Origin of the sequence: Bacillus sp. OTU2372, from assembly GCF_038440275.1 — a bacterium.
Taxonomy (GTDB): domain Bacteria; phylum Bacillota; class Bacilli; order Bacillales; family Cytobacillaceae; genus Neobacillus; species Neobacillus bataviensis_B.
This window is the reverse complement of the sequence record NZ_JASATK010000008.1, coordinates 26,628-52,973: the sequence shown is the minus strand read 5'-3', so window position 1 is coordinate 52,973 and position 26,346 is coordinate 26,628. Positions and strand designations below refer to the sequence as shown.

Annotated in this window: 23 protein-coding genes, 1 pseudogene and 1 riboswitch; of the genes and pseudogenes, 10 read left to right on the top strand and 14 right to left on the bottom strand. The window is 38.1% G+C overall.

The genetic code is table 11. From position 1 onward, the window contains the following. Window positions 1-4: 4 nt before the first annotated feature. Both AAHB15_RS14660 and AAHB15_RS14655 read right to left on the bottom strand, forming a co-directional pair. Window positions 5-1,243: an ABC transporter substrate-binding protein gene (locus AAHB15_RS14660; RefSeq protein ID WP_342042677.1), complete on the bottom strand. Its 1,239-nt coding sequence runs from the start codon at window positions 1,241-1,243 to the stop codon at window positions 5-7. 320 nt (window positions 1,244-1,563) lie between these two features. After that, on the bottom strand, window positions 1,564-2,007 hold the full coding sequence (locus tag AAHB15_RS14655) for a VanZ family protein (protein WP_335573084.1): 444 nt from the start codon (window positions 2,005-2,007) through the stop codon (window positions 1,564-1,566). A gap of 833 nt (window positions 2,008-2,840) precedes the next feature. Here AAHB15_RS14655 and AAHB15_RS14650 point away from each other — a divergent pair. Further along, window positions 2,841-3,845, top strand: coding sequence for a hypothetical protein (locus tag AAHB15_RS14650; protein WP_342042676.1), 1,005 nt, complete (start codon window positions 2,841-2,843; stop codon window positions 3,843-3,845). Between the two features lie 16 nt (window positions 3,846-3,861). After that, complete coding sequence (locus tag AAHB15_RS14645; RefSeq protein WP_342042675.1) at window positions 3,862-5,106, top strand: hypothetical protein; 1,245 nt, start codon at window positions 3,862-3,864, stop codon at window positions 5,104-5,106. Between the two features lie 256 nt (window positions 5,107-5,362). Here AAHB15_RS14645 and AAHB15_RS14640 read toward each other — a convergent pair whose 3' ends face one another. Beyond that, entirely contained in the window at window positions 5,363-6,286 is a 924-nt protein-coding gene (locus tag AAHB15_RS14640) for a glycoside hydrolase domain-containing protein (protein ID WP_342042674.1), read from the bottom strand. Between the two features lie 186 nt (window positions 6,287-6,472). On the opposite strand from AAHB15_RS14640, the gene AAHB15_RS14635 reads away from it, so the two are divergent. Then, on the top strand, window positions 6,473-6,820 hold the full coding sequence (locus AAHB15_RS14635) for a DUF898 family protein (RefSeq protein ID WP_342042673.1): 348 nt from the start codon (window positions 6,473-6,475) through the stop codon (window positions 6,818-6,820). Between the two features lie 310 nt (window positions 6,821-7,130). Here the strand turns inward: AAHB15_RS14635 and AAHB15_RS14630 are convergent, their stop codons facing one another. The 3 genes from AAHB15_RS14630 to AAHB15_RS14620 form a co-directional block, all read right to left on the bottom strand. Next, window positions 7,131-8,486, bottom strand: coding sequence for a TrkH family potassium uptake protein (locus AAHB15_RS14630; protein WP_342042672.1), 1,356 nt, complete (start codon window positions 8,484-8,486; stop codon window positions 7,131-7,133). A gap of 220 nt (window positions 8,487-8,706) precedes the next feature. Next, complete coding sequence (locus AAHB15_RS14625; protein ID WP_144565869.1) at window positions 8,707-9,594, bottom strand: YitT family protein; 888 nt, start codon at window positions 9,592-9,594, stop codon at window positions 8,707-8,709. Window positions 9,595-9,983: 389 nt separating this feature from the next. Further along, window positions 9,984-10,787: a prohibitin family protein gene (locus tag AAHB15_RS14620; protein ID WP_144565871.1), complete on the bottom strand. Its 804-nt coding sequence runs from the start codon at window positions 10,785-10,787 to the stop codon at window positions 9,984-9,986. Window positions 10,788-11,016: 229 nt separating this feature from the next. Here AAHB15_RS14620 and AAHB15_RS14615 point away from each other — a divergent pair, with 229 nt between their 5' ends. Further along, window positions 11,017-11,520, top strand: a complete 504-nt coding sequence (locus AAHB15_RS14615) for a hypothetical protein (RefSeq protein ID WP_335573090.1) — start codon at window positions 11,017-11,019, stop codon at window positions 11,518-11,520. Between the two features lie 132 nt (window positions 11,521-11,652). Here AAHB15_RS14615 and AAHB15_RS14610 read toward each other — a convergent pair whose 3' ends face one another. Then, the gene (locus AAHB15_RS14610; protein ID WP_335573091.1) at window positions 11,653-13,068 is read right to left on the bottom strand and encodes a fibronectin type III domain-containing protein; all 1,416 of its coding nucleotides are present in this window, start codon (window positions 13,066-13,068) and stop codon (window positions 11,653-11,655) included. A 173-nt stretch (window positions 13,069-13,241) separates the two neighbouring features. Between AAHB15_RS14610 and AAHB15_RS14605 the strand changes: the two genes are divergently transcribed. The 3 genes from AAHB15_RS14605 to AAHB15_RS14590 all read left to right on the top strand — a co-directional run bounded on the left by AAHB15_RS14605 (window position 13,242) and on the right by AAHB15_RS14590 (window position 16,107). Next, window positions 13,242-14,663 carry a LysM peptidoglycan-binding domain-containing protein gene (locus AAHB15_RS14605; protein WP_342042671.1) on the top strand — a complete coding sequence of 474 codons (1,422 nt, stop codon included), beginning with the start codon at window positions 13,242-13,244 and terminating at the stop codon, window positions 14,661-14,663. A 77-nt stretch (window positions 14,664-14,740) separates the two neighbouring features. Continuing rightward, entirely contained in the window at window positions 14,741-15,001 is a 261-nt protein-coding gene (locus AAHB15_RS14600) for a hypothetical protein (protein ID WP_342042670.1), read from the top strand. Window positions 15,002-15,789: 788 nt separating this feature from the next. Further along, a complete protein-coding gene (locus AAHB15_RS14590) occupies window positions 15,790-16,107 on the top strand; it encodes a hypothetical protein (RefSeq protein WP_342042669.1) in 318 nt (105 codons plus the stop codon). A gap of 66 nt (window positions 16,108-16,173) precedes the next feature. Here the strand turns inward: AAHB15_RS14590 and AAHB15_RS14585 are convergent, their stop codons facing one another. From AAHB15_RS14585 to AAHB15_RS14565, 5 genes and pseudogenes are all read right to left on the bottom strand, one after another. Beyond that, window positions 16,174-16,881 carry a DNA alkylation repair protein gene (locus tag AAHB15_RS14585; protein WP_342042668.1) on the bottom strand — a complete coding sequence of 236 codons (708 nt, stop codon included), beginning with the start codon at window positions 16,879-16,881 and terminating at the stop codon, window positions 16,174-16,176. A 429-nt stretch (window positions 16,882-17,310) separates the two neighbouring features. Next, window positions 17,311-18,924: a DUF1593 domain-containing protein gene (locus tag AAHB15_RS14580; RefSeq protein WP_342042667.1), complete on the bottom strand. Its 1,614-nt coding sequence runs from the start codon at window positions 18,922-18,924 to the stop codon at window positions 17,311-17,313. Between the two features lie 451 nt (window positions 18,925-19,375). Further along, on the bottom strand, window positions 19,376-20,089 hold the full coding sequence (locus tag AAHB15_RS14575; RefSeq protein ID WP_342042666.1) for an SDR family oxidoreductase: 714 nt from the start codon (window positions 20,087-20,089) through the stop codon (window positions 19,376-19,378). A 32-nt stretch (window positions 20,090-20,121) separates the two neighbouring features. Then, window positions 20,122-20,673, bottom strand: a complete 552-nt coding sequence (locus AAHB15_RS14570; RefSeq protein WP_342042665.1) for an NAD(P)H-dependent oxidoreductase — start codon at window positions 20,671-20,673, stop codon at window positions 20,122-20,124. A 51-nt stretch (window positions 20,674-20,724) separates the two neighbouring features. Continuing rightward, window positions 20,725-20,961: pseudogene (locus tag AAHB15_RS14565) on the bottom strand (ester cyclase); the annotation flags it as partial. Window positions 20,962-21,186: 225 nt separating this feature from the next. Between AAHB15_RS14565 and AAHB15_RS14560 the strand changes: the two are divergent. After that, window positions 21,187-21,525, top strand: coding sequence for a winged helix-turn-helix transcriptional regulator (locus AAHB15_RS14560; RefSeq protein WP_144565897.1), 339 nt, complete (start codon window positions 21,187-21,189; stop codon window positions 21,523-21,525). A 416-nt stretch (window positions 21,526-21,941) separates the two neighbouring features. On the opposite strand, the gene AAHB15_RS14555 is transcribed toward AAHB15_RS14560, so the two are convergent. Both AAHB15_RS14555 and AAHB15_RS14550 read right to left on the bottom strand, forming a co-directional pair. Next, window positions 21,942-22,817: a 5'-methylthioadenosine/S-adenosylhomocysteine nucleosidase gene (locus tag AAHB15_RS14555; protein ID WP_342042664.1), complete on the bottom strand. Its 876-nt coding sequence runs from the start codon at window positions 22,815-22,817 to the stop codon at window positions 21,942-21,944. Between the two features lie 175 nt (window positions 22,818-22,992). Next, a riboswitch (purine riboswitch) is annotated at window positions 22,993-23,096 on the bottom strand. A 414-nt stretch (window positions 23,097-23,510) separates the two neighbouring features. Beyond that, entirely contained in the window at window positions 23,511-24,677 is a 1,167-nt protein-coding gene (locus AAHB15_RS14550; protein WP_335574837.1) for a nucleotide sugar dehydrogenase, read from the bottom strand. A 564-nt stretch (window positions 24,678-25,241) separates the two neighbouring features. Between AAHB15_RS14550 and AAHB15_RS14545 the strand changes: the two genes are divergently transcribed. Further along, window positions 25,242-25,808: an LOG family protein gene (locus AAHB15_RS14545; protein WP_335574839.1), complete on the top strand. Its 567-nt coding sequence runs from the start codon at window positions 25,242-25,244 to the stop codon at window positions 25,806-25,808. A gap of 174 nt (window positions 25,809-25,982) precedes the next feature. Continuing rightward, the gene (locus tag AAHB15_RS14540; RefSeq protein ID WP_342042663.1) at window positions 25,983-26,111 is read left to right on the top strand and encodes a YjcZ family sporulation protein; all 129 of its coding nucleotides are present in this window, start codon (window positions 25,983-25,985) and stop codon (window positions 26,109-26,111) included. Window positions 26,112-26,346 lie beyond the last annotated feature (235 nt).

Below are 26,346 nucleotides of genomic sequence, written 5' to 3'. Positions count from 1 at the left end.
TCTTCTATTTTGAATGCTTATAATGATTAAACATGTTTTCGAGATTGATAAGAAAGGTATCGATGTCCTTATCATAGTAAAATTGGGATGAATATTTTCGAAAGTCCGATTCTGCTGCCGTACCCCCGGACCAATAATGGTTCGGCCAATTCACTGTCTTACCCTCCAGGATTTTTTGATTTAGCAATTTTAATTGCTCTTTATTAACTCTTACTCCCTTAACGGTGCTAATGGAGCCCTCATAATCCGAAAGTCTTTGAGCCACCTCTTTTTTCGTTAAAAATGCTAAAAATTCCTTTGCTTCCTTTGGATGTTTGGTATCAGATGAGATAGCAAGTCCGATATCGACTCCGCCTAATACTTTATTTTGTTCCGGTTGGTTGGTTGCGGGAAACGGAAAGATCCCATATTGAAAGGGAGGATTGTATTTTTCTATTTCTGGTATAGCCCATGTCCCCATCACATACATCGTTCCCTCTCCATTGGCAAATTTTCGATTCACAGCAAAATAATCATCTTGAAAGGAATTTGGTTGTACATAGGAAAGCACTTTAACAGTCTTTTCTGAAATTTCCCGCCATGCTTGATCCCTCAATAAAGAAAAAGAATCCTGTCTCCAATAGTTATTATTAATTTCGTTAGCTACGAGGTTTAAATTGAAAACACTCGTTTTGTTGGCATCTTTATTGGGCATCAACAAGGGGGTTTTACCTGCGGCCTTTAATTTTTCCATTACCGCAATAAATTCGTTCCATGTTTTAGGGATAGACAGGTGATATTCGTTAAATTGATCTTTATTGTATATTACTCCTACCGCATTCTGAGTGAAGGCAGCTCCATACATTTTTCTATTTACTAGATAGCGATTTTGTATATTGGGATCAATATTTTGAATGAAGTCTTCTTGCGTCAAATCTAATAAATAACCTTTTTTGGCTCTAATCAGGTAATCTTGTTCAATGGGATAAGTTATAAAAATATCCGGACTATCCCCTCTCGCGATTCTCGTTTTTAATACCGTCATTCCTCCTGGTACCACTAACTGATTAATTTCAATGGAAGGATGTTGTTGTTCGAATTCCTGAATGAGATCGTTAAAAACTCTCTCAGTTTCAAATTTTGGTGATAAAAACTCAAGTTGAACCTTTTCTTTCTGGGCTGTTACTGGATCTAACTGATGACCATCGCACGCAGTTAGTAAAATAACGATGATAAAACAGATAAGACGAAAAAGAGACTTCATAGAACCCCCTTATTTTTCACATGAATTTAGTTTTGACCGAGTTGCAATAGATTTCAAAAACTTATTTATATATACTATAAAAAACTTACTATAAAAGTCTATAGCCGACAATAAGTTATTCACTATCCTATTTATCAATTATTTCCAATAGCACTCGTGAAACATTGAATAATCTGACGGAGGAACTCACAACAAGGCCAGAATAAAGCAGGGAGCCTCTTGAACTCCCCGCTTAACATTTCTTCAGATAATGATTTAAAATGAACGTTTGATTAATACTTTTAACTATTTGAAATCCAGTTGGATTTCCCGGCAGAAAATTATCCTACTTTTGTGTTTTTCTGTTTACTCTTCCTAACAATTAGAAACGTCAGCAGTAGGAATAGAAAAGCACCGACAGAATCAAACAAAAAGACATCCTTTATGGAAGCAGTCCTCCCTGGCATAAAGGATTGATGATATTCATCAGTCATCGCATAAATAACCGTTAAAATCCATGATAGGACATAAGCGAATCGGTAGATTTCAAGAGACTTAAAAAATAAGAATGCAAGGATGCCGAATACCGTAATGTGTGTAGCTTTTCTCACAATAAAATTTAAGAAATCTATAGCAGATGGATCCAGGTTTATATGCAACGCTGCAAATAGCTTCTCGAGCGCACTTGAAGTACTGCTTCCAGTAGAATACGGGACTTGCGTAAAAGTAAAAATGACTGCCATCCAAAGAATGGCCGCAAGAATCCACCACTTTCTTTTGCTCATTTATGAATCTCCCTTCCTGTAACAACAAATACTATAGTACAACCTTTCTGCTTAAGAGGACAAGGCATGAATGATAGATAAAAAAATTAGAAATTCACTGTTGGCGCCCAAGCATCTTATCTTCCACTTTTAAAGCAGAATATAATCGTATATAATGAATATAATAATAAAAAAGAGAAGTGCGGCTAACACTTCTCACTGCAACCTAACCGCCAAGGTGATGGTTGTTTGTGTACATTATTTATGAAGACCACCCTTTTGCTTCCGACGGCGCAGGGTGGTTTTCTTGTTTTCTAGAACGTTTTTCCGAAAGAAATATGCGATTATTTCTCGCAAAACTCCTTTTAGAATCTCCTTTAGAATTTCAAGAAAATAGTCCAGGAATATCACCTCCTTTCCTATTGGAAAAGAAGATCACAAACCAGTCACCCTCACGATATTCAGTTGCAACTCCATTCTATCACTTTTTAATACACTAGAAACCTATCAATCTTCGCCAAATTTCTGATATGACGAGTTTTTCTCCGACTTCAAACAAGCTGCTTGTCCTTTTTACCTCAGCATTGAAAAATTAAATAGGTGGATTAGCTTAATTAAATTTTTCAGAGTCGATTCTTAAATTTGAAAATGAGCTTTTTATATTTTGATAAATAAAAAGTTTCATAGCCTGAGTCCCCTTTTCAAGGAAATTCGACTCAGGCATTATAGATCCACCTTAGGTTAAAAGAACTCTTTATTTGTTAAAGGAATGAACAACCGACAAAAATTTAAAAACAATGTCGAATGCTGTCCATGGAAGTAATGATTCTCTGTTTTTGAAAGGAGGTGAAATAATGCACATCCGTCATTTTATTTTAATGGGTGTATTTTTAGGGGCGGCCGCTTTCTTGCCAAATAACGTTTTTGCAGAGAAAAACGAAGCCGCCGGTCGACCGGTACCTCAAAACTCTGAAGTACATACTCCCGTTTTGGAGAAAATTGAAACCCCAATGGCTTCGGATAAAGCAGTTTCCGTTACACCTGAAAACGTACATAAAAGTCAAGGTGGAGTGGTTCAAAAACCAGAGACGAATCCTAGAACCCATCAAACCGTACCAACAAAACCTGTTCAAAAGTCACCAAACAAGACCAATAGGAGTATTGAAAAGGCAGTGCCTTCTTCAGAAAAAAATATAAATGTTGGTAAGCCGGCAGTAGTTCCTGCAAAAGTGAAAGATACAGGACAAACTGCAGACCCTGTTGAAAAGGTGGAAGCTGCAGAAAAAACTGCAAACCCAGTTGCAAAGGTGGAAGTTGCAGGACAAACAGGACAAACAGGACGAGCAAAGCTAAATGCTGTCACGAAAAGGATTCCGGCGGCTCCTAAGTCACTCTCCTCAAATGAAAGAAATTCTCAGGTAGAAACCAACCTCCAGACTCCAGGTTTAAATGCTAAGTCAGAAAATTATACAGAAGAGGCTGAATCCTCAATATTAATAAAGACGAGTCATTCCCTAACCTTGGTGCATAAACCGTTAATGGGTGAAGAAAACAAGACTCCATCTAATAATAGGAAGAATCCTGGAGAAGTTGAAATCATGAATAACCCTCCACAACGAATGCAATCCTCTGGAGGGCAATCAAATGAGCAGTTCAGCCCGGGGGCAGGCACGATAAGCTTTATTGCCAATCAGTTTGACTGGGATGAAAATTTTGGTTTGAACATTAGCCACATCTATACTTCTCAACAGGCTAAGTACCGTAATCAATGGATTAATGCTCCACCTTCACCACCACCAAAAGCAGCTCCTTTTTTCTTAACGTTCACTGCTTATTTAGCCACATGTAACGATAATTAAAAGGAGCAAAATTGGAATGAAAAATTACCTTAACACAAAGAAACTTGTAAAATCTTTCGTAGCAACGACAGTATTGTCCTTTGGACTTTTTTCAGGAGGCCATTTTACAGCAGCGGCTGGACTTGATAAAGCAAAAGTGGAACCTGTTAAAGTTGTTCAGTCAAACGCTTCTCAAAATAAGGCAAACGTGGAACCTGTTAAAGCTGATCAGGCAAATAGTTCCCAAAATAAAGCAAAGGTGGAACCTGTTAAAGCCGATCAGGCAAATAGTTCCCAAAATAAAGCAAACGTGGAACCTGTTAAAGCCGATCAGGCAAATAGTTCCCAAAATAAAACAATAGTGGAACCTGTTAAGGCTATCCAAGCAAACAGTTCCCAAAATATAGATGCCAGCGAAAAGGCCACTCCTGCAAAGCCGGAGGTCCCTGTTCAGCCTAAAGCAGAAGTAAAAGCTGAGATTCCACAGAAGGAAGAGGGCAAAATTGTGAAATCGCAAGCAAGTATACATGCTAGTGAAACCGCAAAAATGCATGCTGCCCAAAACTCAGCCATCTTTTCGAAAACCCCATCGACAGAAATGACTGAAACTGAAACTAAAACTGAAACTGATGCTACAACGGGATATTTGTTCGGATCGGATTCCGCTTCATCAGCGAATCCTGAAGGGGAAGATTTTTATCTAGGGAAGTTAGGTTATGGCAGCACTGTGCAATTTGATGCAAGTACAGGCAGTGGAATTTATTTTAGTAGTGCAAGAGCACAGAATGCTAGCTATGTTTACGGTTATTGGTTTTTATCTGGTATACAAATGGCGCCAATAGGAATGTCTGCAAGTGAGTGGGGCGAGCAGCAGGCAAAACTAGCATTAGAAGCATACGAAGCTATGAAGATTGTATATGGTTCGAAGGTTAGACCTGTTATCTTTATTGATGTAGAATCGGCTTTAACCGGTATGAATGACTATGACTATGCAAATAATCAATCAATTTATAACTCATTTGTTAATTATCTAAATCAATATGGACAAGGTGTAAAACCTGGTACCTATTCGTCTCCATGGAATTGGGAACTCACGATGGGGAACTTTTCACCGAGCACTCCGGGCGCTTATTGGGTTGCTTATTACCCTAGTGACATCCCTTCCGATTTGACAACGAGCAATTCAGATTGGCTCACTTTCCCTGGAACAAACGAAAAGGCAGAAATTTGGCAGTACTATGGTGGATACGATGACTATAATGTAGCTTGGAAACTACCGTAACGAAATATAAGGTGGAGTGGGTAAGTTTATAGTCTAATAGATTTTATATTGGTTTCCTGTTTCCCACAGTCCCCTACGAGTTCCAGCATACGATAGTAATAAATGTAAAAAAAAACGCTTGAGGTAAATTTGATGCGCCTCAAGCTTTACTTTTTTTCAAAAAAATACCTCGGACACTATTTTTTGTTATACCCATAAACAAAAAAATGATGATATACAGGAGCAGCGTATATCATCATTTTTTTAATATCTTAACCTACCATAATTTATTCAGTACAGTAGATTGAATGAGGTTCGTGTCTATATTACAAGCCTCCCCATCGATTCCATATTGCCAGATCGAGATATTTATATTCTTTGGTGCTCCAGGCTGAAAGGCAGGTGCCTTATTTTTCGCTGTCACACCAGGATCAGGATTACTGCTCCAAAGGACGGTTTCGCGTTGAACTTTTTTATCTTTCGAAACAGCGGCTTGATAAGCAGCGGAGAGTTCACTATCAGTTGTTATAACACCATAAATTCCTGGCTTATAAGGCGAGCTAGCTAATGTGTTCACCCATCCTCTAATAAACGCTTCATCGACTGGATAGGTTGGTTCGATATCCGCAAAGATTGCAACTCCCTTAGGTATTCCTATTTTTTGTGCGTAGGCAATTGCCTCTTTGGCCTCGGCTGCCCCCTTGTCATAACCGACAGCTTCTATAAAATGATTGAAAATCGGTAAGATCTTGATCCCTTGCCGATGAAGTAAATCGACTTCTTCTTTGGTCAAACCCATCGACACGTCTCCCTTGGTCTCCAAGTATCGTCCAAATACACTTGGTGCTCCATAATTCTCCTTTACACACTGAAGAAATGCTTGGTCAACATTAGAAGCGGTGTCTACTCCCCAAACAATAGTAGGCTTTTTTTCTTGGGTTGGCTTTTCTTGGGCTTTATTACCTTTATCGGTTGGTTTATTTGAAGGCTGCTCTCCTTGCTTTGATTCATCATTGGCTTGTTCGTCTTGTTTTGTTGAATCTTCTTGGGATTTTACAACTTGTTTGGCAGAAACATCTTGGACCATTTGCGGCGAATGGAGCTGAACTTGAGTCGTTTTCTGGTTGAAGAATATAAAAAGTAAAGGAAGAAGCAAGATGGCAGTTAAAAATGCACTCCAAACCCATTGGCGTTTCATCATATCATCTTTTCCCTCCATACGACAATCTCGTTAGACAGTATATTCGGATAGTCGTATGGACGTGTGGGAATTGGGGAGAAAGGGAGCGAGGGGTGCAAAGGGACGGTTCTTCAAATAGTACTTTTTTACTATAATTTTATGATACAATTCTCCTGTATTAGTTTATATACTTTAGGGGGATGTTTAGTGAGTGAATCAACAGTAAGACAAAATTATGGTGCACAAACTCAAGAAAAATCTTATTTCGATGGTGGGTTATTTCAGTACATAGGATGGTCTATCTTAGGCGGACTTGTAACAATCTGTACTTTAGGGATTTGCTATCCCTGGGCAATTACAATGATATTAGGATGGAAAACACGACACACAGTCATTAATGGAAGAAGATTACAGTTCACTGGATCAGCAGTTGGATTGTTTGGGAACTGGATTAAATGGTGGTTTCTTTGCTTAATTACATTAGGCATATATAGTTTTTGGTTGTTTATTGCAATGGAGAAATGGAAAACAAAACATACTTCTTTTGCTAACTAAACGCGTCGCATGAGTAAACCTTATTAATTGATCTATTTTCAATAACCTTAAAAAGGAATAAATTAGCTTATGTTTAGTTATTGAATATATAATCATTCTAATGTATAATTATACTGGGTTGTATGGGAAATGTGGACATCATAGTATTTAGCGTAGGCGGGGCTTATACTAATTAAAACATGAATTTATTGATTTTATTTATTGACAATAAATGAGTATCAACAGATAAAAGAAAATCATAGGGAAGGTCTCATGCTGCATAATGATGAGACCTTCCCTTTTCCTTTTATTTCTTCTCATTCTCGCTAAATTAGCCAATAATGATTCGCTCTTTTGGGTATTGATAATCAGTTTTAATGGGTTTACCCCCTATTATTAATAAAAATGCAAAAATACCAATTCTCCCAATGAACATTAAAATCATAATAATAATTTTACCCATCGTACTTAATTCCGCAGTGATTCCCATCGAAAAACCAACCGTCCCGAAGGCAGAAGACACTTCAAATATGATCTCCATTAAAGAAAAAGTCGGTTCCAAGATCGTAAGAATAATCGTACTAACACAACAGAGCATCATCGCAGTTGCAATGACGATATAGGACTTGATTACATCCTCCATGACAAGCTCTCTCTTAAAAACCTTTATGGTCGTATTTCCGTTAGCAAAATAATAGATACTTAATAACATAATCGCAAACGAAGTCGTTCTTATCCCTCCTCCAGCACTACTTGGAGAGGTCCCGATAAACATAAGAATGCTTAAAATCAGAAGAGTAGGAGTGGAATACTCATTAACATCCATTGTATTAAGTCCACCATTCCTAGAAGAGACCGAATAAAAAAGAGAATAGAAAAAAGATTCGTGCCAGGTTTTATTGGCAAAAAAATGATTATATTCACATAGATAGATCAGAATAGTACCTATAACGATTAAAACCAGAAAAGTTAGCGTCGTTATTTTTGTAAATAAGGAAAAACGATAAGGGATCTTCTTTCTATGTTTAAAAAACTGGATAACCTCCATAAGCACTGGAAATCCAATCGCCCCTATGATTAACAACACCATTGTCATCACTAACACAAAATAATCGTGGGCAAAGGGAACTAGCGATTCTCCCGTAATATCAAATCCAGCATTCGTTGCCGCACTAACAGAGGCAAAGAAACCTTGTAAAAAAGCTTCTTGCCAAGTAGGAAAGTATTCTAAAAAGTATGTTCCAAAAATAATAGCCGCTACAAGTTCAATGATAATAAATAGCATAAGAATATTTCTTACGAGTTTAACAATTCCAGAAAATGTCGGGAGATTCTGATCCGTCATAATAAGCATTCTTTCTCTTATTCCTATACGTCTCCCAATTAAGAGCCAAATAGTGGTTCCAAGAAACATTATTCCGATGCCGCCAAATTGCAAAATGAGAGCAAAAATAAATGTTCCCGGAACACTAAGAACCTCATTAATCGCAATGGTCGATAACCCTGTAACACTAACGGCACTAACAGCCGTAAATAAGGCATCAATAAACGACAATTTAGTATTCGGTTGTTGTGTAATCGGCAGCATTAATAAGATGGTCGAAACAACCACAGCTATCAGATAATAAATGACGATTATTTGGGCGGGCTTTAGTGCGTTCTTTTTTTGCTGTTTTATAATGTTCATGTTTCACCATTTCTATCTATTTTAAGCAATGTATTATATCTAATATAACCTAAATTCACCATTACCTTGCCCTTCATTTTGTTAAACTAACCCGATTCGTACACTCAATAACAAAAAACCGCCAAGATAATATCAGATTGGATATTCAAACTTACACTGTCAAAGAAAAAACGTCTCCACTTTTTAGTAGAAACGCACGCGTGACATCACAGACATTGTATTAATGAATGTCTTTTTTCTTAAATCGACCACCATGAACGGAAGATACATCCGTTGTAATGATAAATGCTTGAGGATCTAACGCTCTAATAATATCTTTCAACTTAGTTTCCTCTAACCTTGTAAAAACGCATAAAATAACACGTCTATCTATACCACAATAAGAACCCTCTCCATGTAAATAAGTTATGCCCCGACCCAAACGCTCTGTAATAGCCTCCGCAATCTCAGTATTATGATCACTTATGATATACACCGATTTCATTTCCTCCAAACCTTTTTCTACAATATCAATGGTTTTAAAGGCAATATAATAAGTGAGCATCGAAAATAAAGCATTTTCTAACCCGAACACCAAGGCTGCAACGGAGAAGATAATCACATTTATAAACATGATGATTTCACCTACAGAAAATGGTGCCCTCTTCTCAATTAGAATCGCTAATGTTTCTGTACCATCTAAAACTCCACCATTCCTTAATGTTAAACCCACACCGAATCCTAATGCCACCCCTCCAAAAACAACCGCTAGCAGCCTATCATGGACAATCGGACTTACATGATGCATGAAAGAAGTGGCCACAGAAAGAGCGATAATTCCATACAACATACTAAGAGCAAAGGTGCCGCCAATTTGCTTATATCCTAAGAAAAAGAAAGGTAAGTTTAAAATGATTAGAAATATGCTAAGGTTGATTGTTGTCACATGACTTAATATCATGGATAAGCCTGTTACTCCCCCGTCAATCATATGATTTGGAATTAGAATGGCCTCTAACCCATAAGCCATAATGGTTGAACCTACTGTAATAAAAAAAGCTCTTTTGACTATATTTTTAACTGTGAATTTTTCACGGTCAATTTTCTTTTTTCTTTCCAGTGAATCCATATCAGCTTTCCCCCCAATTTCTTTCGAAAAAATGCGATGCCAATTCGGCATCGCTTCAGTTTTACCTATTTAGACACTCAAATTATAAAATAAAATGGCGGCTCAATACCTTTCATGCGGGCATAGAACGTTAATCAACCTTTTTGGTGCTCCTCGTGCCCAATACCATTAGAGTACCATTATTCTCACTTCAATATTCTTCCACTACGATGCCCTTTTAATTGAAGAAAACCAAAAGGAAAGTTCAGGCTCATTAAAGCAATAACAACTTTCCATATGTTCCCCCACTAAAAGGAGCATGAGAACCGTCCCCTTGCTCCAAAAAAAAATTAAGAACCTCTATCACGTGGAAAGAGGTTCTTAACTTACTTAAAATAGTCTGTAAAATTTTACTTCTTCTCAACCCCGCCCAAATCTATAAACGGGGTAGCTCCTCCAGTTACACTTGGAAGACGTCCATCCCACTTTTCCAAGGCCTTTTCTTGAACCTCAATTTGTTTTAATTGGATTAGCTCCGGTGTGACTTCCTGCTTTTTTAATCTTAAAGCCTCAGCCTCTGCACCTGCTTGGGTGATTTGCTGCTGCGCTTCAATCTTGATTCTTTCCAGATCCCTTTGTGCCTTCAACGCATTTTGTTCGGCCGTCTGTTTCAATTCAATCGCCTTATTAAATTCCTCACTGAAGGCAAATTCTTTAATATTGATATCCTCTAGAATCATATAATACTTGGTTAATTTTTTGGCCAGCATATCCTTCACTTGTGCAGATACTTCCGGGCGTTTTGATATTAACTCTTCTGCGGTATATTGAGCTGTAACCGCTTTTAATGATTCGGCAATCGCAGGGTCCACGATACGAACACGATAATCGGGACCAATTTCTTGGTATAGCTTATTTACGGCTCCTGGGTCAACCGAATAATTGACCGCGACATTTGCTGTGACCATTTGTAAGTCCTTTGAAGCAGCGGTCTGAGAACTTTCTTCTTTTTGAACCCGGACCTCTACCTGTTCCACATTTTGAATGAATGGAATTTTAAAATGAAAGCCCTCTGTTAAAATTGTTGGCTTCACTGCCCCTAATTGCAAAAGAACACCTCTATAGCCAGATGCCACCGTAGTGCCTGAAAAAATAAACAGCACAATAACCACAACCAAAATCAAGCCGCTTATAATGAGTTTGTTATTCTTCATGATGCCTTCCCCCCTCCCCAATAAATATATGAGCAAGGGGACGGTTCTCATGCTTCAAAAGAAGCATGAGAACCGTCCCCTTACATCTTAGGATTGATTTCTCTTTAAAGAGGGTAACTATTATCTAAAGCAAAAAATATTTTACTAGTATCTCCTATATCGACACCGTTTTTAAGGTAGACCAATTATATTTGAACTGTAGACAAGTATTAAAGAGGGGGAATTACGCATGAGGATACAATCAATTAAACTATTCTTTTCTGTACTAATGATTTTTACTTTGTTTTTATTGCCCTCAACGATTTCAAAAGCATCCGCAACAACCAAGATTACCAAACAGCCCATAACAGAAAAAGCACCCACCTATATTACTTCCTTTCAATATGACCATGGTAAATGGGTAGGGAAATTTGATTATATACAATGGTATTTCGGCAAAGCTGCTGATAGAGAATTTTTAAAGGACTGTAATTGCAGTAAAGAAATGGATCATGCGCCGGATGGCTATTGGATTCGGAATGTGAATCCGAGGATTCGCACCTTTACAATTTCAAACAATGCCCAATATGTTCTACAGACACGAAATTTATACGCTATCAAATGGAACGAAAAAGTAACTAGAAGCCAGTTTATCACCTTTTTGAAACAGCAAGATACGCATCATCAAATTCCGTATCATATCGAAATAAAAAATGGTGTGGTAACGAAAATCACACAACAATATATACCTTAAATCATTTTTATGAATGAATAAAAGCCTATCCGTTAACGATCGGATAGGCTTTTACTATCTTTTTAGCGAACTAAATTATGGTATCAGACGGTTTTCATGCTTTCGAAGCATGAGAACCGTCCCCTTGCTTCCTTAAGGCCTTGCACTAATAATCGAGGTCCAACCGCTATATACCTTTGTTGTACCAACCATCTTATAGGCTCTTAATTTATAATAATAGGTCTTTCCTGTTGTTAACCCACTATTAGTGAAATACAAAGTAGTTGTACTTTTTAGCAGAGTATATGTTCCTGTACTTGATGTCGATCTGTAAAGTTCATATCCGTTTGCTCCTGATACGGCGCCCCAGGTCAACTTAATGCTTGTTGAGCTTAGTCTGGTTGCGGCAAAACTGGTTGGTACAGATGGTACCGGTTTTGCTGAGACCACAGTCGTGTAGCTACTATAAACTTTTGTCGTTCCGACTGTCCGATAAGCTCTTATCTTATAATAATACGGTTGATTAGTAGAAAGTCCTGTGTTGGTAAAACTTGTTGATGTTGTTGAGTTTACAAGTGTATATGTTCCTGTACTTGATGTTGCTCGGTATACCTCATACCCATTTGACCCACTAACTGCTGCCCAGCTTGTCTTTATACTATTATAAGCCGTTGAAACAGCTTTAGGTGAAGCAGGTGTTGCAAGTGTTGGTTTGGCCGAAACAACCGGTGTAAAACTACTATATGCGGTTGTCGTTCCGGTTTTATAGGATCTAACTTTATAGTAATAAGTCGTACCTGTATTTAAAGCTGAATTGTTATAAGAAGTACCTGTGGTAGATGCTATTTTAGTAAAAGTTCCAGTACTTGAAGTTGAACGATAAATCTCATATCCAGATACTTCACTCGCCGCTGTCCAACTTAAATTGACATTATTGTAAGAAGTGGCTGCCACCTTTAAATCGGTTGGTGGGTTATAGGAAGCTGGGTTGGTTGAAAACCATTTATAGATGGTTTGATAGGTAGAGCTGTTATACCCATTCGCTACCTTAAAATATGGATAGCCGCCTACAGTCTTTTTAACCAATATCCCGTAGTATACTGACGATTGACTACCAGGATATAACTCCACATCATATTCGCCCAATCCACTGTATTGGTTCATAAAATAGGCTGTAGCCATGGGAGTGATTTTCGAACCGCTCGGTGTGTAAAAACTTTCTTCGCTCCATAGTACATCACTTGCATACAAAGGTTCTTCCGGGCCTGATACATATTTTAAGTTAAACTTCATTAAAAGCCATTCTTCATCCGATGCTGGAGCTGTATACAATGAATCATCTGCGGCTTCAATCATGGAATTTGCCTTTTCACCGGTGTACATTTCTTTTAGTTGCAGCTCTATTACCTTAGGACTATCCCAATCGTATTCCTGAAAAGTAAGTCTCTGATTCTCCCAGGCATTAAATGGCGTAGCTCGATCTCCCGCTGCAGCAAAAACAGTATCGATCTTTGTCGATAGAATAACAAAAAATAAAACAAATAAAAACAAAATTCGGTATTTCTTCACACGAATCCTCCTTATATGTATCCGAGTTCAAATAGGTATTTTCTACCGGTACTATCATATCAAATATATTCTAATTATTAACATGAAAATTTTTCGACAAAGGAAGCATGAGAACCGTCCCCTTGCTCCCCTGCATATACTACATTATTGAAAAAAAACAGGAGGAGATGCCCGTGGTCATCCATGTTGTCAGCAGCGGGGAAACACTTTGGCAAATTGCGAATCGGTACAATGTCAATATGAATGGAATTGTTCAATTAAATGGATTACAAAACCCAAATCAGCTGGTAATTGGCCAGTCGTTAGTCATCCCTGTCCCTGGTACATCGCACATCATTAAATATGGAGAAACATTATGGGCCATTTCACAGCAGTATGGAGTATCGATTAATTCCATCATCCAAGCCAATCGACTCACCAATCCTTCTGTCTTATATCCAGGGACAAAGTTAATCATCCCTCCAAGGATTCACGTCACTCAAGCCGGCGAAACCCTATGGCAAATCGCGAATCGTTATGGGATAACCGTTCAAGAATTAATCAATGAAAATCAGATTCAAAATCCAAATCTGATTTACCAGGGAACTCCGTTAAGAATTCCCCCACACAAACCGACGATTGAAGTAAATGCCTATACGTATCAGCCTGACCAAGCGGCCGCCGACACAGTAAATGAGCTGGCCCCCTATCTAACCTATATAAGTCCGTTTGCTTACTTGATCAATGAAAACGGTGATCTTACTCCAGCCCATGATGAGTTAACCATTCAAGCAGCCATAGCAAAAAATGTGGTGCCGATGATGTCGATTACGAATTTCACCTCATCAGCTGCTGGCTCCAATGTTGCACATACTCTGTTATCCACCCCAAATTTACGCGAAAAGGTCCTGACAAATATGCTTCAAATTATGGACCAAAAGGGATATAAGGGCGCAAACATCGATTTTGAAAATGTATTACCAGCGGACCGCGAGAATTACAACACTTTCCTCCAACTAGCTGTGGATCGCCTGCATCCTAAAGGATATTTTGTATCTACAGCCTTGGCTCCAAAAGCCAGCGCTACACAAGCGGGTTTATTGTACGAAGCCCATGACTATGAAGCCCATGGTCGAATTGCAGACTTTGTGGTATTGATGACGTATGAATGGGGATACCGGCTCGGGCCGCCACAGGCGATTTCACCTATTAACCAAATGAGACGCGTCGTGGAATACGCAAGGTCCGTAATGCCGGCAGAAAAAATATTTTTAGGCTTCCAAATTTACGCTCGTGATTGGCTTCTTCCTCATGTACAAGGACAAGAAGCCGAAACGTTTAGTACCCAAGAAGCGATTGCCCGTGCCGTCAAATACGGAGCAGCGATTCAATATGATACCACCACACAATCACCATTTTTCCGATACACGGATGAACAAGGCCGAGGCCATGAGGTTTGGTTTGAGGATGCCCGGAGTGCACAAGCGAAGTTCGACTTGGCAAAAGAATTTAACCTCCGTGGAATCAGTTACTGGGCATTAGGCTATCCGTACCCGTCCAACTGGGCATTGCTCGCTGATAATTTCACGATTAAAAAAGGACGTCCCGCCATCTAAAGCATACAGTGAGATATCTTTCGTTCTTTACAAAGCGCAAGCCAGAACGGTCAAAATTAAAAGCAATTGTGCCCAACATGGTAAATCGCAAGCCGGAACGGTCAAAATTAAAAGCAATTGTGCCCAACATGGCAAAGCGCAAGCCGGAATGGTCAAAATTAAAAGCAATTGTGCCCAACATGGTAAAGCGCAAGCCGGAATGGTCAAAATTAAAAGCAATTGTGCCCAACATGGTAAAGCGCAAGCCGGAACGGTCAAAATTAAAAGAAAATTGTGCCCAACATGGCAGGGGTTTATGTAGTTCACCCTTCCCTTTATTATGGGAGTTAGTTCTTTAAGTGTCAGAATTAACTAAGATTTTTACCCTAGGTGACGCTTAAATTTGTCAGAACTGTCACATTCTAATGTCTTTATTCAAACCTACTATTTATAAATCTCGATAATTCCGGATGAGGGTGACAGTTCCGGCAAACCTGAAAAAAAGAAAGGAATATCAAATTTAACATCAAAAAAGAAGCATGAGAACCGTCCCCATACTTCTATAGCTGAAATCTATCTTTTATCATCTGCGCCACTTCTTCTGCACTCAAATTAGTATTATTTATTTTCAAGTAACTCTCCTAGTTTATTTTCAAATCTAATAACCTATTTTTGAAAAAAATCTCTACGAACCGACAGCCCTCGACCTAAATTCGATATATGTTAAACTAATCAAACGATTGGTTAAAACTGCTCCAATTATTGTCCTATAAGCATTCTCTTAAAGTGAATACATAGAAGATTGTCGACACTCTTACAAAAACGAAGCTGATTACAACCTACTTTCACCAAATTTCTATCATTCTGACAAGAATCTAAGAATTTCGCATCTTTTCAACATTACTCAAACGTTTGTTTAGAACAAATCTCAAACCGTACAAATCCTGGATTGACCCTTCATTGTGTCTCAATAATTTGTCGAGAAATGTTCTGGTCCTTCTTATCTAGTAATAAAAAGAAGCAAGAGAAACGTCCCCATGCTTCCAACATTGTCACAAACTTCTAACATTTTAGGAAAATTCTTGTTAGTTTTATCACACCTCTCTTAAATGAATGAATTTACAATCAGAATAAAGGAGGGGTTATTTTGTTCAAATTGCTGATTTTTGTTTTAATCGCTATTACTTTGATCTTGTTGAGTCTTTTCATCGATGGACTGATGGGGCTTTATAAGAAAGAAAAAGAAGAGGCAAAAAATACTGTCAGAGAGGGGATAATCGGTTACATGGATCAAACGTTTGGATTCGAAATGGCGAAAGTTTTCAAATCCATCCATGATGCAGAAGGAAATGTTAGATATTTGGTTTATTTACCACAGTACGCTTGGTTCAAATCCCCCAATTACCAGTGGTATGAAGTCTATGCCACCCATAACGGCTATCAACACAATAAAGTTGAAAGATAAGCAAGGGTAAGCAAGGGGACGGTTCTCATGCTTCCGAATCATGAGAACCGTCCCCTCGCTCCGACCCTAACAGATACAAGTCTTCCGTTTCACACCTATTTTATTACGTTCTTCTATTTTTTTGATATACGGAACAGCGAGAGGAACTTTACACGCAGTATTGCCCATATTGACATGAACCTTGCCAATGGTTTCAGCAACTCTTATCGCTTGATCATGTAGTGCGGTCACATAGGCCCCTACACTAATCACAAAGCCGTTCATCACATAACGAACCCGGTTTTTTTCTTGATGAATCGTTGCCTCAGCCCTTGAGAGCAAAGCTCGGATCTCCTCTAATTCCAGCTTTTCATCAGGAGTAATCGATAAATAGTTTGAATAAGTGCTCCAGCCTGCAACGGCAATCATTTCTTCGTCTGACTCCATCCATTCACGAGCAAGTTCTATTGCATGCGGACTTTCTGCGGCAACACCTGCAACTGTATATTCAGCAAGCAAATACCAGTTTGCTTTATGAACCCAGTTCTGAAGCGTTTCCTTTGTCATCAATTTCGGATTAACGGATAGTCCTGCTAAATACATAGCGTCAGAATTTCCTGTTTCATATAAAGCCAAAGCCAGTTCCTGGTTCTTTTTGACATGCTTGACGAGCTTTTTTAAATCTCCAACCTTAACTCCAAAAAAACTGCCACTCGCCCCGTGATTCATGAACGTTTTTTTAGTTTGCTCCGAACCCATTTCGGCCAGCTTCTCCATAATCTCCTCGACGCTCATATATAACCTCCCAAATGATATTTTCACCATTTTACCATTTTATTGAAGTGATTTCTTTTGTCATAGATATTTCCATTAAAAACGGTTCTTATAAGGTTTAACAACAATGTTTCGACCATTTCCCCTATAAGCTATACTATTCAAACGTTTAGTTAAAACAGCCCAAGAGGGTGCCGCGCAAGGTTTTCTCTTTTAGACTAGTAATAAAGATTGTCGATTTCAGTTAGAGAAATTCACAGATAAAAACACAATTTCCCGGAAAATTCTTTTGTTTTCGATTTTCTTTCTGGCAAACAAATATTTGTTTGTGGATCTTCTGTAGAAGAAATAGTAAAGCACAACCAGCAATAACGCTAGTTGTGCCCTTGTGCATGCAAACCCTCTATTAGTAAAATTATTTCCATCACTACTTTTACAATAAACAGATTTTTATTCAACTGTTAAAATAACACGTTGGTAATGTTTTAGTTCATGCGCTCCATCATCCTGTACTTCTGCAATAATATGAATCGTATCCCCGGATTTCGCATCTTCTGGAACTGTAAAGGTAACGGTATCTGTATTACTTCCTTTTAAAGGAATACTGTCTGTTACTTCACCTTCTGCCAAATCGCGGTGAAGCCCCAACTGAAGGTCTCCTGCCAGATCCTGCTTTGTTTCCTCCTGTGGAACCTTTGAATCTTGGTAGGTATCGGCTTCAAAGAATCTCCACCATCTATAGGTCAATTGGTCTCCATCCGGATCTTTGCCTTTTGCATGAAGGATTACTTTTTCTCCCCTTTTAACCTTTAAGTCTAAGCCTTCTTTTACTTTAAGGCTAGGGTTATGGTTTGCGTCTTTATATTTCGATGCTGTTACCCAATCCGCTCGAGCAGCAAAATCATTTTGGATATCGTCAAACCACCGCATCAAGGAATATTCTGCTTCATACCGATTTGTATAGACATCAAAATCTAAAACGGTATTACGGTATAATTTATTATTTACCGCGCCAAACCGTCCGCCCCATCCTCCATATGAGGGGTCTTCCATGCTTCGTAATCCATTGTCGATTAGATAAAAGAACGATGGCGAATCGCCCTCCGATATAAAGTCATATCGGTTGTATTGAGGATTGTTTTTCAAATATTCTTCACTACCGCGTTGTTCCTCCGCTAATTCACCTGGGATCATTTTACCGTCTCCCATTAAGGCATATAAATCCATCAAGGTTCCATGTCCGTGTTGAATATTTTCATAATTCCAATCACCCTGCAGCTTACTGTTCACTTTGTCCGTATGGTACTTCCACGCATAAGCGAAATGCCAAAAATTCGATTGGTCATTGATAATTCTGATATCCGGCCAGTTCTTCGCAATATACGATTTATAACTGTCATCCTGATCCAAAATAATATAAAGAACCAATTTATCACTGACCCTTTTCTTAATATCCGCCCATTGAGCGGTATGTTCGTATTCTTCTTGGATCGATTTTAACGCCCTGGCTGTTGTATTTGTGCCTCCCCATGTCTGGACATATAAATCTGAATCATCTTTATCTAGAAATAGATTCTTTAAAAATTCGGACCCTTCCGTTACTTTTTCCATCTCTCCTGGAGAGGAAATATTACCAATTTTAGTCACACTGCGAAGGTAATCTGGTGTAGGGAACCCCTTCGCATGTTTGGTTAAATTGGGATAGGCTTCACTATAGGCATTCAACATATTCGTTAACCAGCCGGTCCCTGTCCATCTATAAGGGTTGATACCGCTTTCTCTATCTCCCGCATAATGATACACTGAGCTCGTAAGTACAATTCCCTTGATGTCCATCTCATTTGAATACAAAAGTGCTCGGATCAAGGAGTTCATATCATCCACTTCACCGTCGGTTGTAATGACGGTTCTAGCTTTAGAAGTTTGGTTCTTTTGGCTTTCTTCAGTACTTTCATTTTTATTCTTTTCCTTACTTTCCCTATCCTGATTTTGATTAGAAAATCCAGTTCCAAAAAACACACTGCATAATAACAAAATACAAAATATCAACGACCTTTTTTTCATCCTTCGCATCCTTCCTATTTGTTATTTTATAAAAATAGAAAAAAAAATAACCTAAACCAATACATGAAATGTATTGGTCTAGGTTATGCCCGTTAGGTAACATTCCTATTTCATAAATTAAATTTATGGTAGCACAATGATAAAACGCTTGCAACAATATTTTTAGAGGAAGCGTGGGGACTTTTCTGACGCTTCCGAAGCAAAAGAACCGTCCCCATGCTTTTGCCTATTTTTTCAATTTGCACCGGACAAATAAGTTTAATCGATACCGAGTGGCATAACAATGAGGAAGAATATTAGAGGAATATAGCTTTTGAATAAACAAGGCAAAAAAGGTAAAGCTCCTCAGAGATGGAAAGATTCATAAAAAAACACCATCCTTTCGTATAGTTCTACAAAAAGAATAGCGTTTTTCTTGTTTAGGGGATATGACTTTTCCTCTGCTGCTGGCTTAAGCTAAAATGTGACCGCCTTCTACATGAAGAACGGTTCCAGTCACGAAACTATTTTGAAGCAAGTATAGCACGCTTTGTGCAACATCTTCAGCTCTTCCTATTCGTTTCACAGGAAGTATGTTTTCAACCGTAGCATAGAAATGATTACGAGTTTCTTCTGGCATTTTACTGCGGGAAGGTGTATCAATTATACCGGGTGAAACAATATTCACTCGGATCGGAGCAAGTTCTAATGCCAAGGTCTTTCCTAGATTCGAAACGGCCGCATTGACTGCACCTAGAATTGACGAACCAACCATCGATTTGTAGGCTACAACCCCAGAGAAAAAAATGATTGAGCCGTTTGGTAAAATTTTTGGAGCACCGTATTTCGCTGCATAATATTGTCCCCAAAATTTGTTTTCAAACAGTTGTCGTGCTTGGGCTGTATCCGTTTGGAGGAATGACCCGCTGGATGTTTCTGCCGCACTCACCACAAGATGATCGAACTGGCCGACTTTTTCAAAGAAAGACTGAACTTGCTGTTCTTGTGTTGTATCTAGCGTAAAAGCCGTAGCCCTATCTCCTAGCTGCTCTTTTGCATTCCGTAATTTATCTTCGGAACGGCTGGCAATGATTACTTCTGCCCCTTGGGCAATAACCTGTTTAGCTGATTCCAAACCAATCCCAGAGCTTCCACCGATAATTACAACTTTTTTATCTTTTAACATGTTTTTACCTCCACATGATTTTACTTAATAGATTAAAAATTCAATACCTCTTTCAGATGTATATCAAGTTCGGATACAAACTTTTCAACCTTCGGATTTTTGATTACATCATAGCAAGTGAAACTCTTTAAAGGTTTCATTCCGAGGAATTTCTGTATACGATGTAAATGACTTAATGCATCGTCTAGGCTGCTCCCTTCAAAAAAATGACTTGGATCGTTAAATGCCTTTTCAGGAGCATTCCAGGTAGTCGAAAACATATATTTCTTTTCAGTCAATAAACCGCCTTTTCCATACTGATCAGCACCCTTAAAAAATAAACCATAAGCATATACTTCATCCATATACGTCTTCAATAAGCCCGGAACACTGAACCAATAGATTGGTGTTTGGTAAATGACAATATCAGCCCATAAAAATTTTTGTTGTTCTTCTTCGATTTTATATCCGTTTTGAATAATTGTTGTTTTTACATTGTTTTTTTCGCTTAAAAAATTGACCATCTTGTTCATCAATGTTTGGTTCAATTTCCCCTCTGCTGAACTATATTTCTGATGACCGTTTATAATAAGTATATTTTTCATCTTTTTTCTAGCTCCTTTAATTCTGTAGTCTCTTTAAAAACCCTTAAGTGTTCAATTTTCAGATACTACTCCCAGCTGTTGCATTAATGTAAGATTATCCTCTAAGTGCCAATCCTCAACGACTTTTCCATTCCTGTATGCAAAATATCAATGGAAAAGAAATGAGCAGGCTTTCCTGTTGGAGTTTTTCCCATAAACTCTCCTTTGTATGTCCCGTTGAATGAGAGACGAGCTGTTACCTTCAGCGGATACCACTAAATCCTCAATAGTACACTGTAAATCAGGAACAGCTTAAAAGAGCAATGAGCGCTAACGGCAGTTTGTTTCGTTGATTTCTCGCACTAATTTTGATCACCTCTCAATATAGGGATGGAATAATGGGTTCATCGATATTATATATGTAGTAAATTCATTTATGGAAGTAGTGGTATTTTAATCATAAAGTTTCCGAAAGTATACTATTGTGATATGATAAGGTAAATTAGTCGAAAAATTTTAGGGAGGATGTTTCAGATGAGTGTTATTGAGCCGGTCGTGCTGACCAAAGGAGCACCAGGTGAGCCTTGCCCCATTGCTAAAACGCTTGACGTAATTGGGACTAAATGGACCTTTTTAATTATTCGTGATCTGCTGATTGAAGGAACGATGCGATTCAGCGACCTATTGAAATCAATGAATGGAATTAGCCCGAAAACACTTTCACTCCGTCTGAAGGAACTAGAAGATCATGGGATATTGAAAAGAAAGGTATTTCCAGAGGTTCCCCCTCGCGTGGAATATACGTTAACGGAAAAAGGAAAACAATTAGAAAGTATTTTCATTGAATTAAAGAGATTTGGATTAAATTTATAAAAGATTAAATATAGATCATTCTTTAAATTTGGGTGAGTTAATTATGATCCATATCAGAAATGCTTTGATTTATGGAGGACAATCGAATCAGCTATGGATAGTTAATTCCAGCAGACGAATTTAATGACTCGGCTGGGTGTGGAAGTTCAAGTTGAAAATGAGGGTATCCAGTTAATCCTTGGGGGAATATGAGTAGGAAAAAAATAAACAGGCCACTTAGTGGTATTTTAATACCATCAAGTGACCTGTTTTAACATAATGTTGGCTGAATTCCCTACCCATCAAGCTGATATTTTGAAGTAATCCCAAAAATGAAAATTTATATCTCTACAGTAATTTATGAGAATTCAGCTCATTTTTTACGTTTTGGGGAACAAGAAATTTTTTACCTTGATGGGCATGGGGTCAAGCCCCCCTTATTTCTTTATAGTTGTGATATATTGTTTCACGACTTCATAAACATATTCCTGGTTTGCTGCTGCTGTATTAGGGTTATAAGCTCCGCCATTTGTTTTATTATTGGACAGAATTCTAATACCTAAAAATGCTACATCATAAGCATCTGCAATTTGTGCCGCTGCAGCACCCTCCATTTCTTCTACTGATGTACCGTAATTTTTATGGATCCAGTTAATTCGATCCACTTCATTGTTCCAGAAGTCTGCTGACCCAATCGTACCTTCGACAACCTTACCTTTCGTATACTGATCCTTTACCGCATTGGCTGCTGCAAGCAGGTCTTTATCTCCCTCATAGTAACGGACCTTATTGGCATTGGCATCATTCCCGCTTCCTTCAGAAGCCATTAAATCCATCGGAATCCATTGACTTGGGTCCATTCCCTCACTTGCATTTTTCGTTTCCGTTTTTAATGAACCGATGTTGGTCACTCTTTTTCCTAACACAATATCAAATACGTTTAAAGATGGATCATGTCCTCCAGATGTTCCTTGATTGATAATGGCAATTGGGTTATATTTCTCAATTGCCAGCGTTGTAGCAGCTGCAGTGTTTTCCATTCCTTTGCCTGTTTTTGCTACAATAACAGGATAACCATCTATTTTTCCTTTATAGAATACGAAAGTTCCCGACTTTTCTACTTTTACTTTTTCTAGTCTTTGCGCAAATTTCTCGGCTTCAATTGGCATTGGACCTTCAATAAGAATAGGTCTCCCCGCACCTTCTACCTTTGTTTCTTTAAATAATGAAGAATTGCGGCCTGCAAGCATTGTTAATAACAAGACAACAATCGCTGCAAATAAGATGTTCTTGTTTAGAATTCCTTTTTTCATAAATAATCTCCCCTTTTCTCTAGTTGTTTGACGTACTCGTAGATTTTCCCCACAGAAAAAGGCCTAGAATAGTAGAACCCTCCTACCTTCTAGACCTACAAAGTCAAAGTATAAAGATTTAGCAAAATAAACCTCTTTGCTAAAAATAAGATGGCATCAACTAAAAAACCGATGAATTGCCAATACTTTAACTCGTAGTCTAGTTCTTTCATTGGGAACCAGGTAGAGACACTCAGACCATATTTCCGAGTATATACGAGTAATGAAATTTACGATTATTACTTTACTAGCATAACAAACCATCAATAGATATTCAATTAAAAATATGAACATTATTACAATTTCACTAGTTAATGTTCGTGTTTTTCGTTTGCTTAATAAAAAAAATGTCCATGATAAGCTCTATCTGCTCCTATTTCAACAATATACATCCTTCTAACTGGAACAGGACAATAGCTTTTCGATTGAGCCTCAATCCCTTCAACCGTGATTTTCGGCCAATCATTTACCTGTCTACGCTTAAAGGCTTTCTCTCTAAAAAAGATTTGAAAGAAACGTCGAGAACTGTATTCCATTGATTTTTTTATAAAAAAAAGCCAATCCCTACATATAGTAGGAAATAGGCTTTAGAAAAATTTTTTCATTTTAGTTACTCTTTAAAGGTGTCCCTGGATAGTTGACACCGAGAAATTTTTAATCCCGGCTAAACAAATCTCTAGTATACACTTTATCCTTAACTTCCTTCAAGTCATCGGATAAACGATTCGCTACAATTACATCTGAAACCTTTTTAAATTCTTCAAAGTCATTAATGACTCTAGAATTAAAGAATTTCTCTTCATGAAGGGCTGGCTCATATACTACCACTTCAATCCCTTTAGCTTTAATGCGCTTCATAACACCTTGGATAGCAGATTGTCTAAAGTTGTCTGAGTCCATTTTCATGGTAAGTCTATAAATACCGACAACCTTAGGATTTCTTTTAATAATCATTTCTGCAACGTGGTCTTTTCTCGTTCTATTCGCATCCACAATAGCAGTCATGATGTTATTAGGAACATCTGAATAATTAGCTAATAACTGCTTGGTATCTTTAGGCAGGCAGTATCCGCCATATCCAAAGGATGGGTTATTATAATGAGTTCCAATTCGCGGATCAAGTCCAACGCCATCGATAATTTGTTTCGAATCTAATCCTCTAACCTCAGCATACGAATCGAGTTCATTGAAAAACGCAACCCTCATGGCAAGGTAGGTATTAGCAAACAGCTTAATCGCTTCTGCTTCAGTTGAATTCGTAAACAAAACATCGATATTTTCTTTCAACGCACCTTGAACTAGTAAATCAGCAAACACTCTAGCTCTTTCTGATTGTTCGCCAACGATAATTCTTGAAGGATACAAGTTATCATAAAGGGCTTTTCCTTCTCTTAAAAACTCAGGTGAGAAAATAATATTTTCAGTTTCAAACTTCTCTCTAACCTTCTCTGTATAACCTACAGGTACAGTGGACTTAATTACCATGACGGCGTCTGGATTAATGGATAAGACATTGGCAATAACAGCTTCAACAGATCTAGTATTAAAATAGTTCATTTCAGGGTCATAGTTTGTCGGAGTCGAGATAATGACATACTCTGCGTCTTTGAATGCAACATAGTTATCAGTTGTTGCCGTTAAGTTAAGTTCCTTTGTTGCTAAGTATTCCTCAATCTCCTTATCCATAATAGGCGACTTCTTATTATTAATCATATCCACTTTTTCTTGGATAATATCAAGGGCTATTACTTCATTGTGCTGGGCTAATAAAATGGCATTGGATAATCCCACATAGCCTGTTCCTGCAATTGTAATTTTCATTTTGAATACATCTCCACTATTTAATAATTGCTAATAATTTAAGGATAATTCATTAGATTTTTAGGGATTAAAATATATAGTTAATATTCCTATTGTATTATACCCATATTAAAAGCAGAATGGAAGCATGGGGACGGTTCGAGACCACCGAAAAACATTTCCAAATAAATGGTAAAGATAAGCAAGAGAGTATTAACCGTTGGATTAAATACCCCGGAGTTTTACAAATACATCCAAGAACAAAAGACTGACAAATTTAAGAAAAAATATAGGAAGAGAGCTTGCCAGGAATGGAAAAAATGGCGAGATGAAATACATCCACGGCCTTAGTACATCTTAAATAACTTCTACTCTACTACCTTAGGATTATCCCTAAAATATTGATAAAATGTAAATCGATAATTATCCCAAGCATTAAAAGGCGTATCACGGTCTCCTGCTGCAGCAGACCACCCCTTTACTACTGCTTCGAACAAGCGCAAAAATTGTCCCGGTGCTTCCCTTGCTTCATAATTCTAGTTTTCCTGGGACAAACATAAACTGAATAGAAAAAGGAGGAAGTCCATGAAACGATTAGCTGTTTATTGCGGTTCTAGTCTCGGTGCTTCTGAAGCTTATAAATTTGGGGCCATTCAATTAGGAAAGGAGTTAGCCAAACGGAACATAACATTAGTTTACGGTGGTTCCAGTAACGGCTTAATGGGGGCCGTCGCTGATACTGTATTACATGAAGGCGGGCATGTAATTGGTGTTATCCCTAAAGTGCTGGTCGAGCGCGAAATTTCTCATAATGGATTAACCGAATTGTTTACGGTAGACACCATGCATGAACGAAAGGCAAAAATGGCTGATTTATCGGATGGATTTGTGGTCTTACCTGGAGGAACCGGAACATTAGAAGAGTTTTTTGAAGTATTCACTTGGGGCCAGATTGGATTACATCAAAAACCATGCGGCCTGCTAAACATTCAGCACTATTATGACCCGCTGATAAGCCTGTTTGATCATATAATTGAACAAAACTTTCTTCAAGAAAAATTCCGCTCAATGATCATCATGGAAGAAAAACCGGATGTATTAATCGACAGATTCCTCCATTACGTAGCTCCAACAGTAAAATCATATGATTAGTTGGAAATCTGGGGACGATACTCATGTTTCGGAATCATGAGACCGTCCAACTTACCGTTAAAGTTCAAGGTAGGAAATTGTAATGTCCTAATAAAAATTAGGGAAAGCGCCCTTCCATTCTTAGTTTCTTAACATAAAGTATAGGGAATAAGTCTATAGGGGAGGTTTTATAAAATGTTTGGTTATGGTGGTTTCGGTGGTTGTGGCGGCTTTGGCTACGGCGGCTTTGGCTATGGCGGTTTTGCTTTAATCGTTGTATTATTCATCTTGCTGATTATTGTAGGAGCAGTAATTTGTTTCTAAGGAAAACCTAAAAAAGCCCTCTAAAAAGGGCTTTTTTGATGCAGACGTTTCCATTTTGAAGTGAAAGTCTAGGGACCTAAATAGGGGTTCGGCTGGCTGCACTCTAGAGTATGCACCTGTTTATTTAAATCCCCAAAGGGTTAAGTCTTATTCTCTTTTAATTTAACTCAGCACTTGTCCATGCTTTTATAATTCTGATACATATGCTATGACTACACCAAACATATTGTTTCTT

Coding starts and splice junctions, on each gene's coding strand:
- AAHB15_RS14615 (WP_335573090.1), top strand. CDS start 11,017: ATGAGGATACAATCAATTAAACTATTCTTTTCTGTACTAATGATTTTT.
- AAHB15_RS14570 (WP_342042665.1), bottom strand. CDS start 20,673: ATGAAAAATATACTTATTATAAACGGTCATCAGAAATATAGTTCAGCA.
- AAHB15_RS14600 (WP_342042670.1), top strand. CDS start 14,741: ATGGTAAATCGCAAGCCGGAACGGTCAAAATTAAAAGCAATTGTGCCC.
- AAHB15_RS14650 (WP_342042676.1), top strand. CDS start 2,841: ATGCACATCCGTCATTTTATTTTAATGGGTGTATTTTTAGGGGCGGCC.
- AAHB15_RS14660 (WP_342042677.1), bottom strand. CDS start 1,243: ATGAAGTCTCTTTTTCGTCTTATCTGTTTTATCATCGTTATTTTACTA.
- AAHB15_RS14550 (WP_335574837.1), bottom strand. CDS start 24,677: ATGAAAATTACAATTGCAGGAACAGGCTATGTGGGATTATCCAATGCC.
- AAHB15_RS14645 (WP_342042675.1), top strand. CDS start 3,862: ATGAAAAATTACCTTAACACAAAGAAACTTGTAAAATCTTTCGTAGCA.
- AAHB15_RS14585 (WP_342042668.1), bottom strand. CDS start 16,881: ATGAGCGTCGAGGAGATTATGGAGAAGCTGGCCGAAATGGGTTCGGAG.
- AAHB15_RS14580 (WP_342042667.1), bottom strand. CDS start 18,924: ATGAAAAAAAGGTCGTTGATATTTTGTATTTTGTTATTATGCAGTGTG.
- AAHB15_RS14640 (WP_342042674.1), bottom strand. CDS start 6,286: ATGATGAAACGCCAATGGGTTTGGAGTGCATTTTTAACTGCCATCTTG.
- AAHB15_RS14545 (WP_335574839.1), top strand. CDS start 25,242: ATGAAACGATTAGCTGTTTATTGCGGTTCTAGTCTCGGTGCTTCTGAA.
- AAHB15_RS14655 (WP_335573084.1), bottom strand. CDS start 2,007: ATGAGCAAAAGAAAGTGGTGGATTCTTGCGGCCATTCTTTGGATGGCA.
- AAHB15_RS14555 (WP_342042664.1), bottom strand. CDS start 22,817: ATGAAAAAAGGAATTCTAAACAAGAACATCTTATTTGCAGCGATTGTT.
- AAHB15_RS14540 (WP_342042663.1), top strand. CDS start 25,983: ATGTTTGGTTATGGTGGTTTCGGTGGTTGTGGCGGCTTTGGCTACGGC.
- AAHB15_RS14620 (WP_144565871.1), bottom strand. CDS start 10,787: ATGAAGAATAACAAACTCATTATAAGCGGCTTGATTTTGGTTGTGGTT.
- AAHB15_RS14625 (WP_144565869.1), bottom strand. CDS start 9,594: ATGGATTCACTGGAAAGAAAAAAGAAAATTGACCGTGAAAAATTCACA.
- AAHB15_RS14560 (WP_144565897.1), top strand. CDS start 21,187: ATGAGTGTTATTGAGCCGGTCGTGCTGACCAAAGGAGCACCAGGTGAG.
- AAHB15_RS14575 (WP_342042666.1), bottom strand. CDS start 20,089: ATGTTAAAAGATAAAAAAGTTGTAATTATCGGTGGAAGCTCTGGGATT.
- AAHB15_RS14630 (WP_342042672.1), bottom strand. CDS start 8,486: ATGAACATTATAAAACAGCAAAAAAAGAACGCACTAAAGCCCGCCCAA.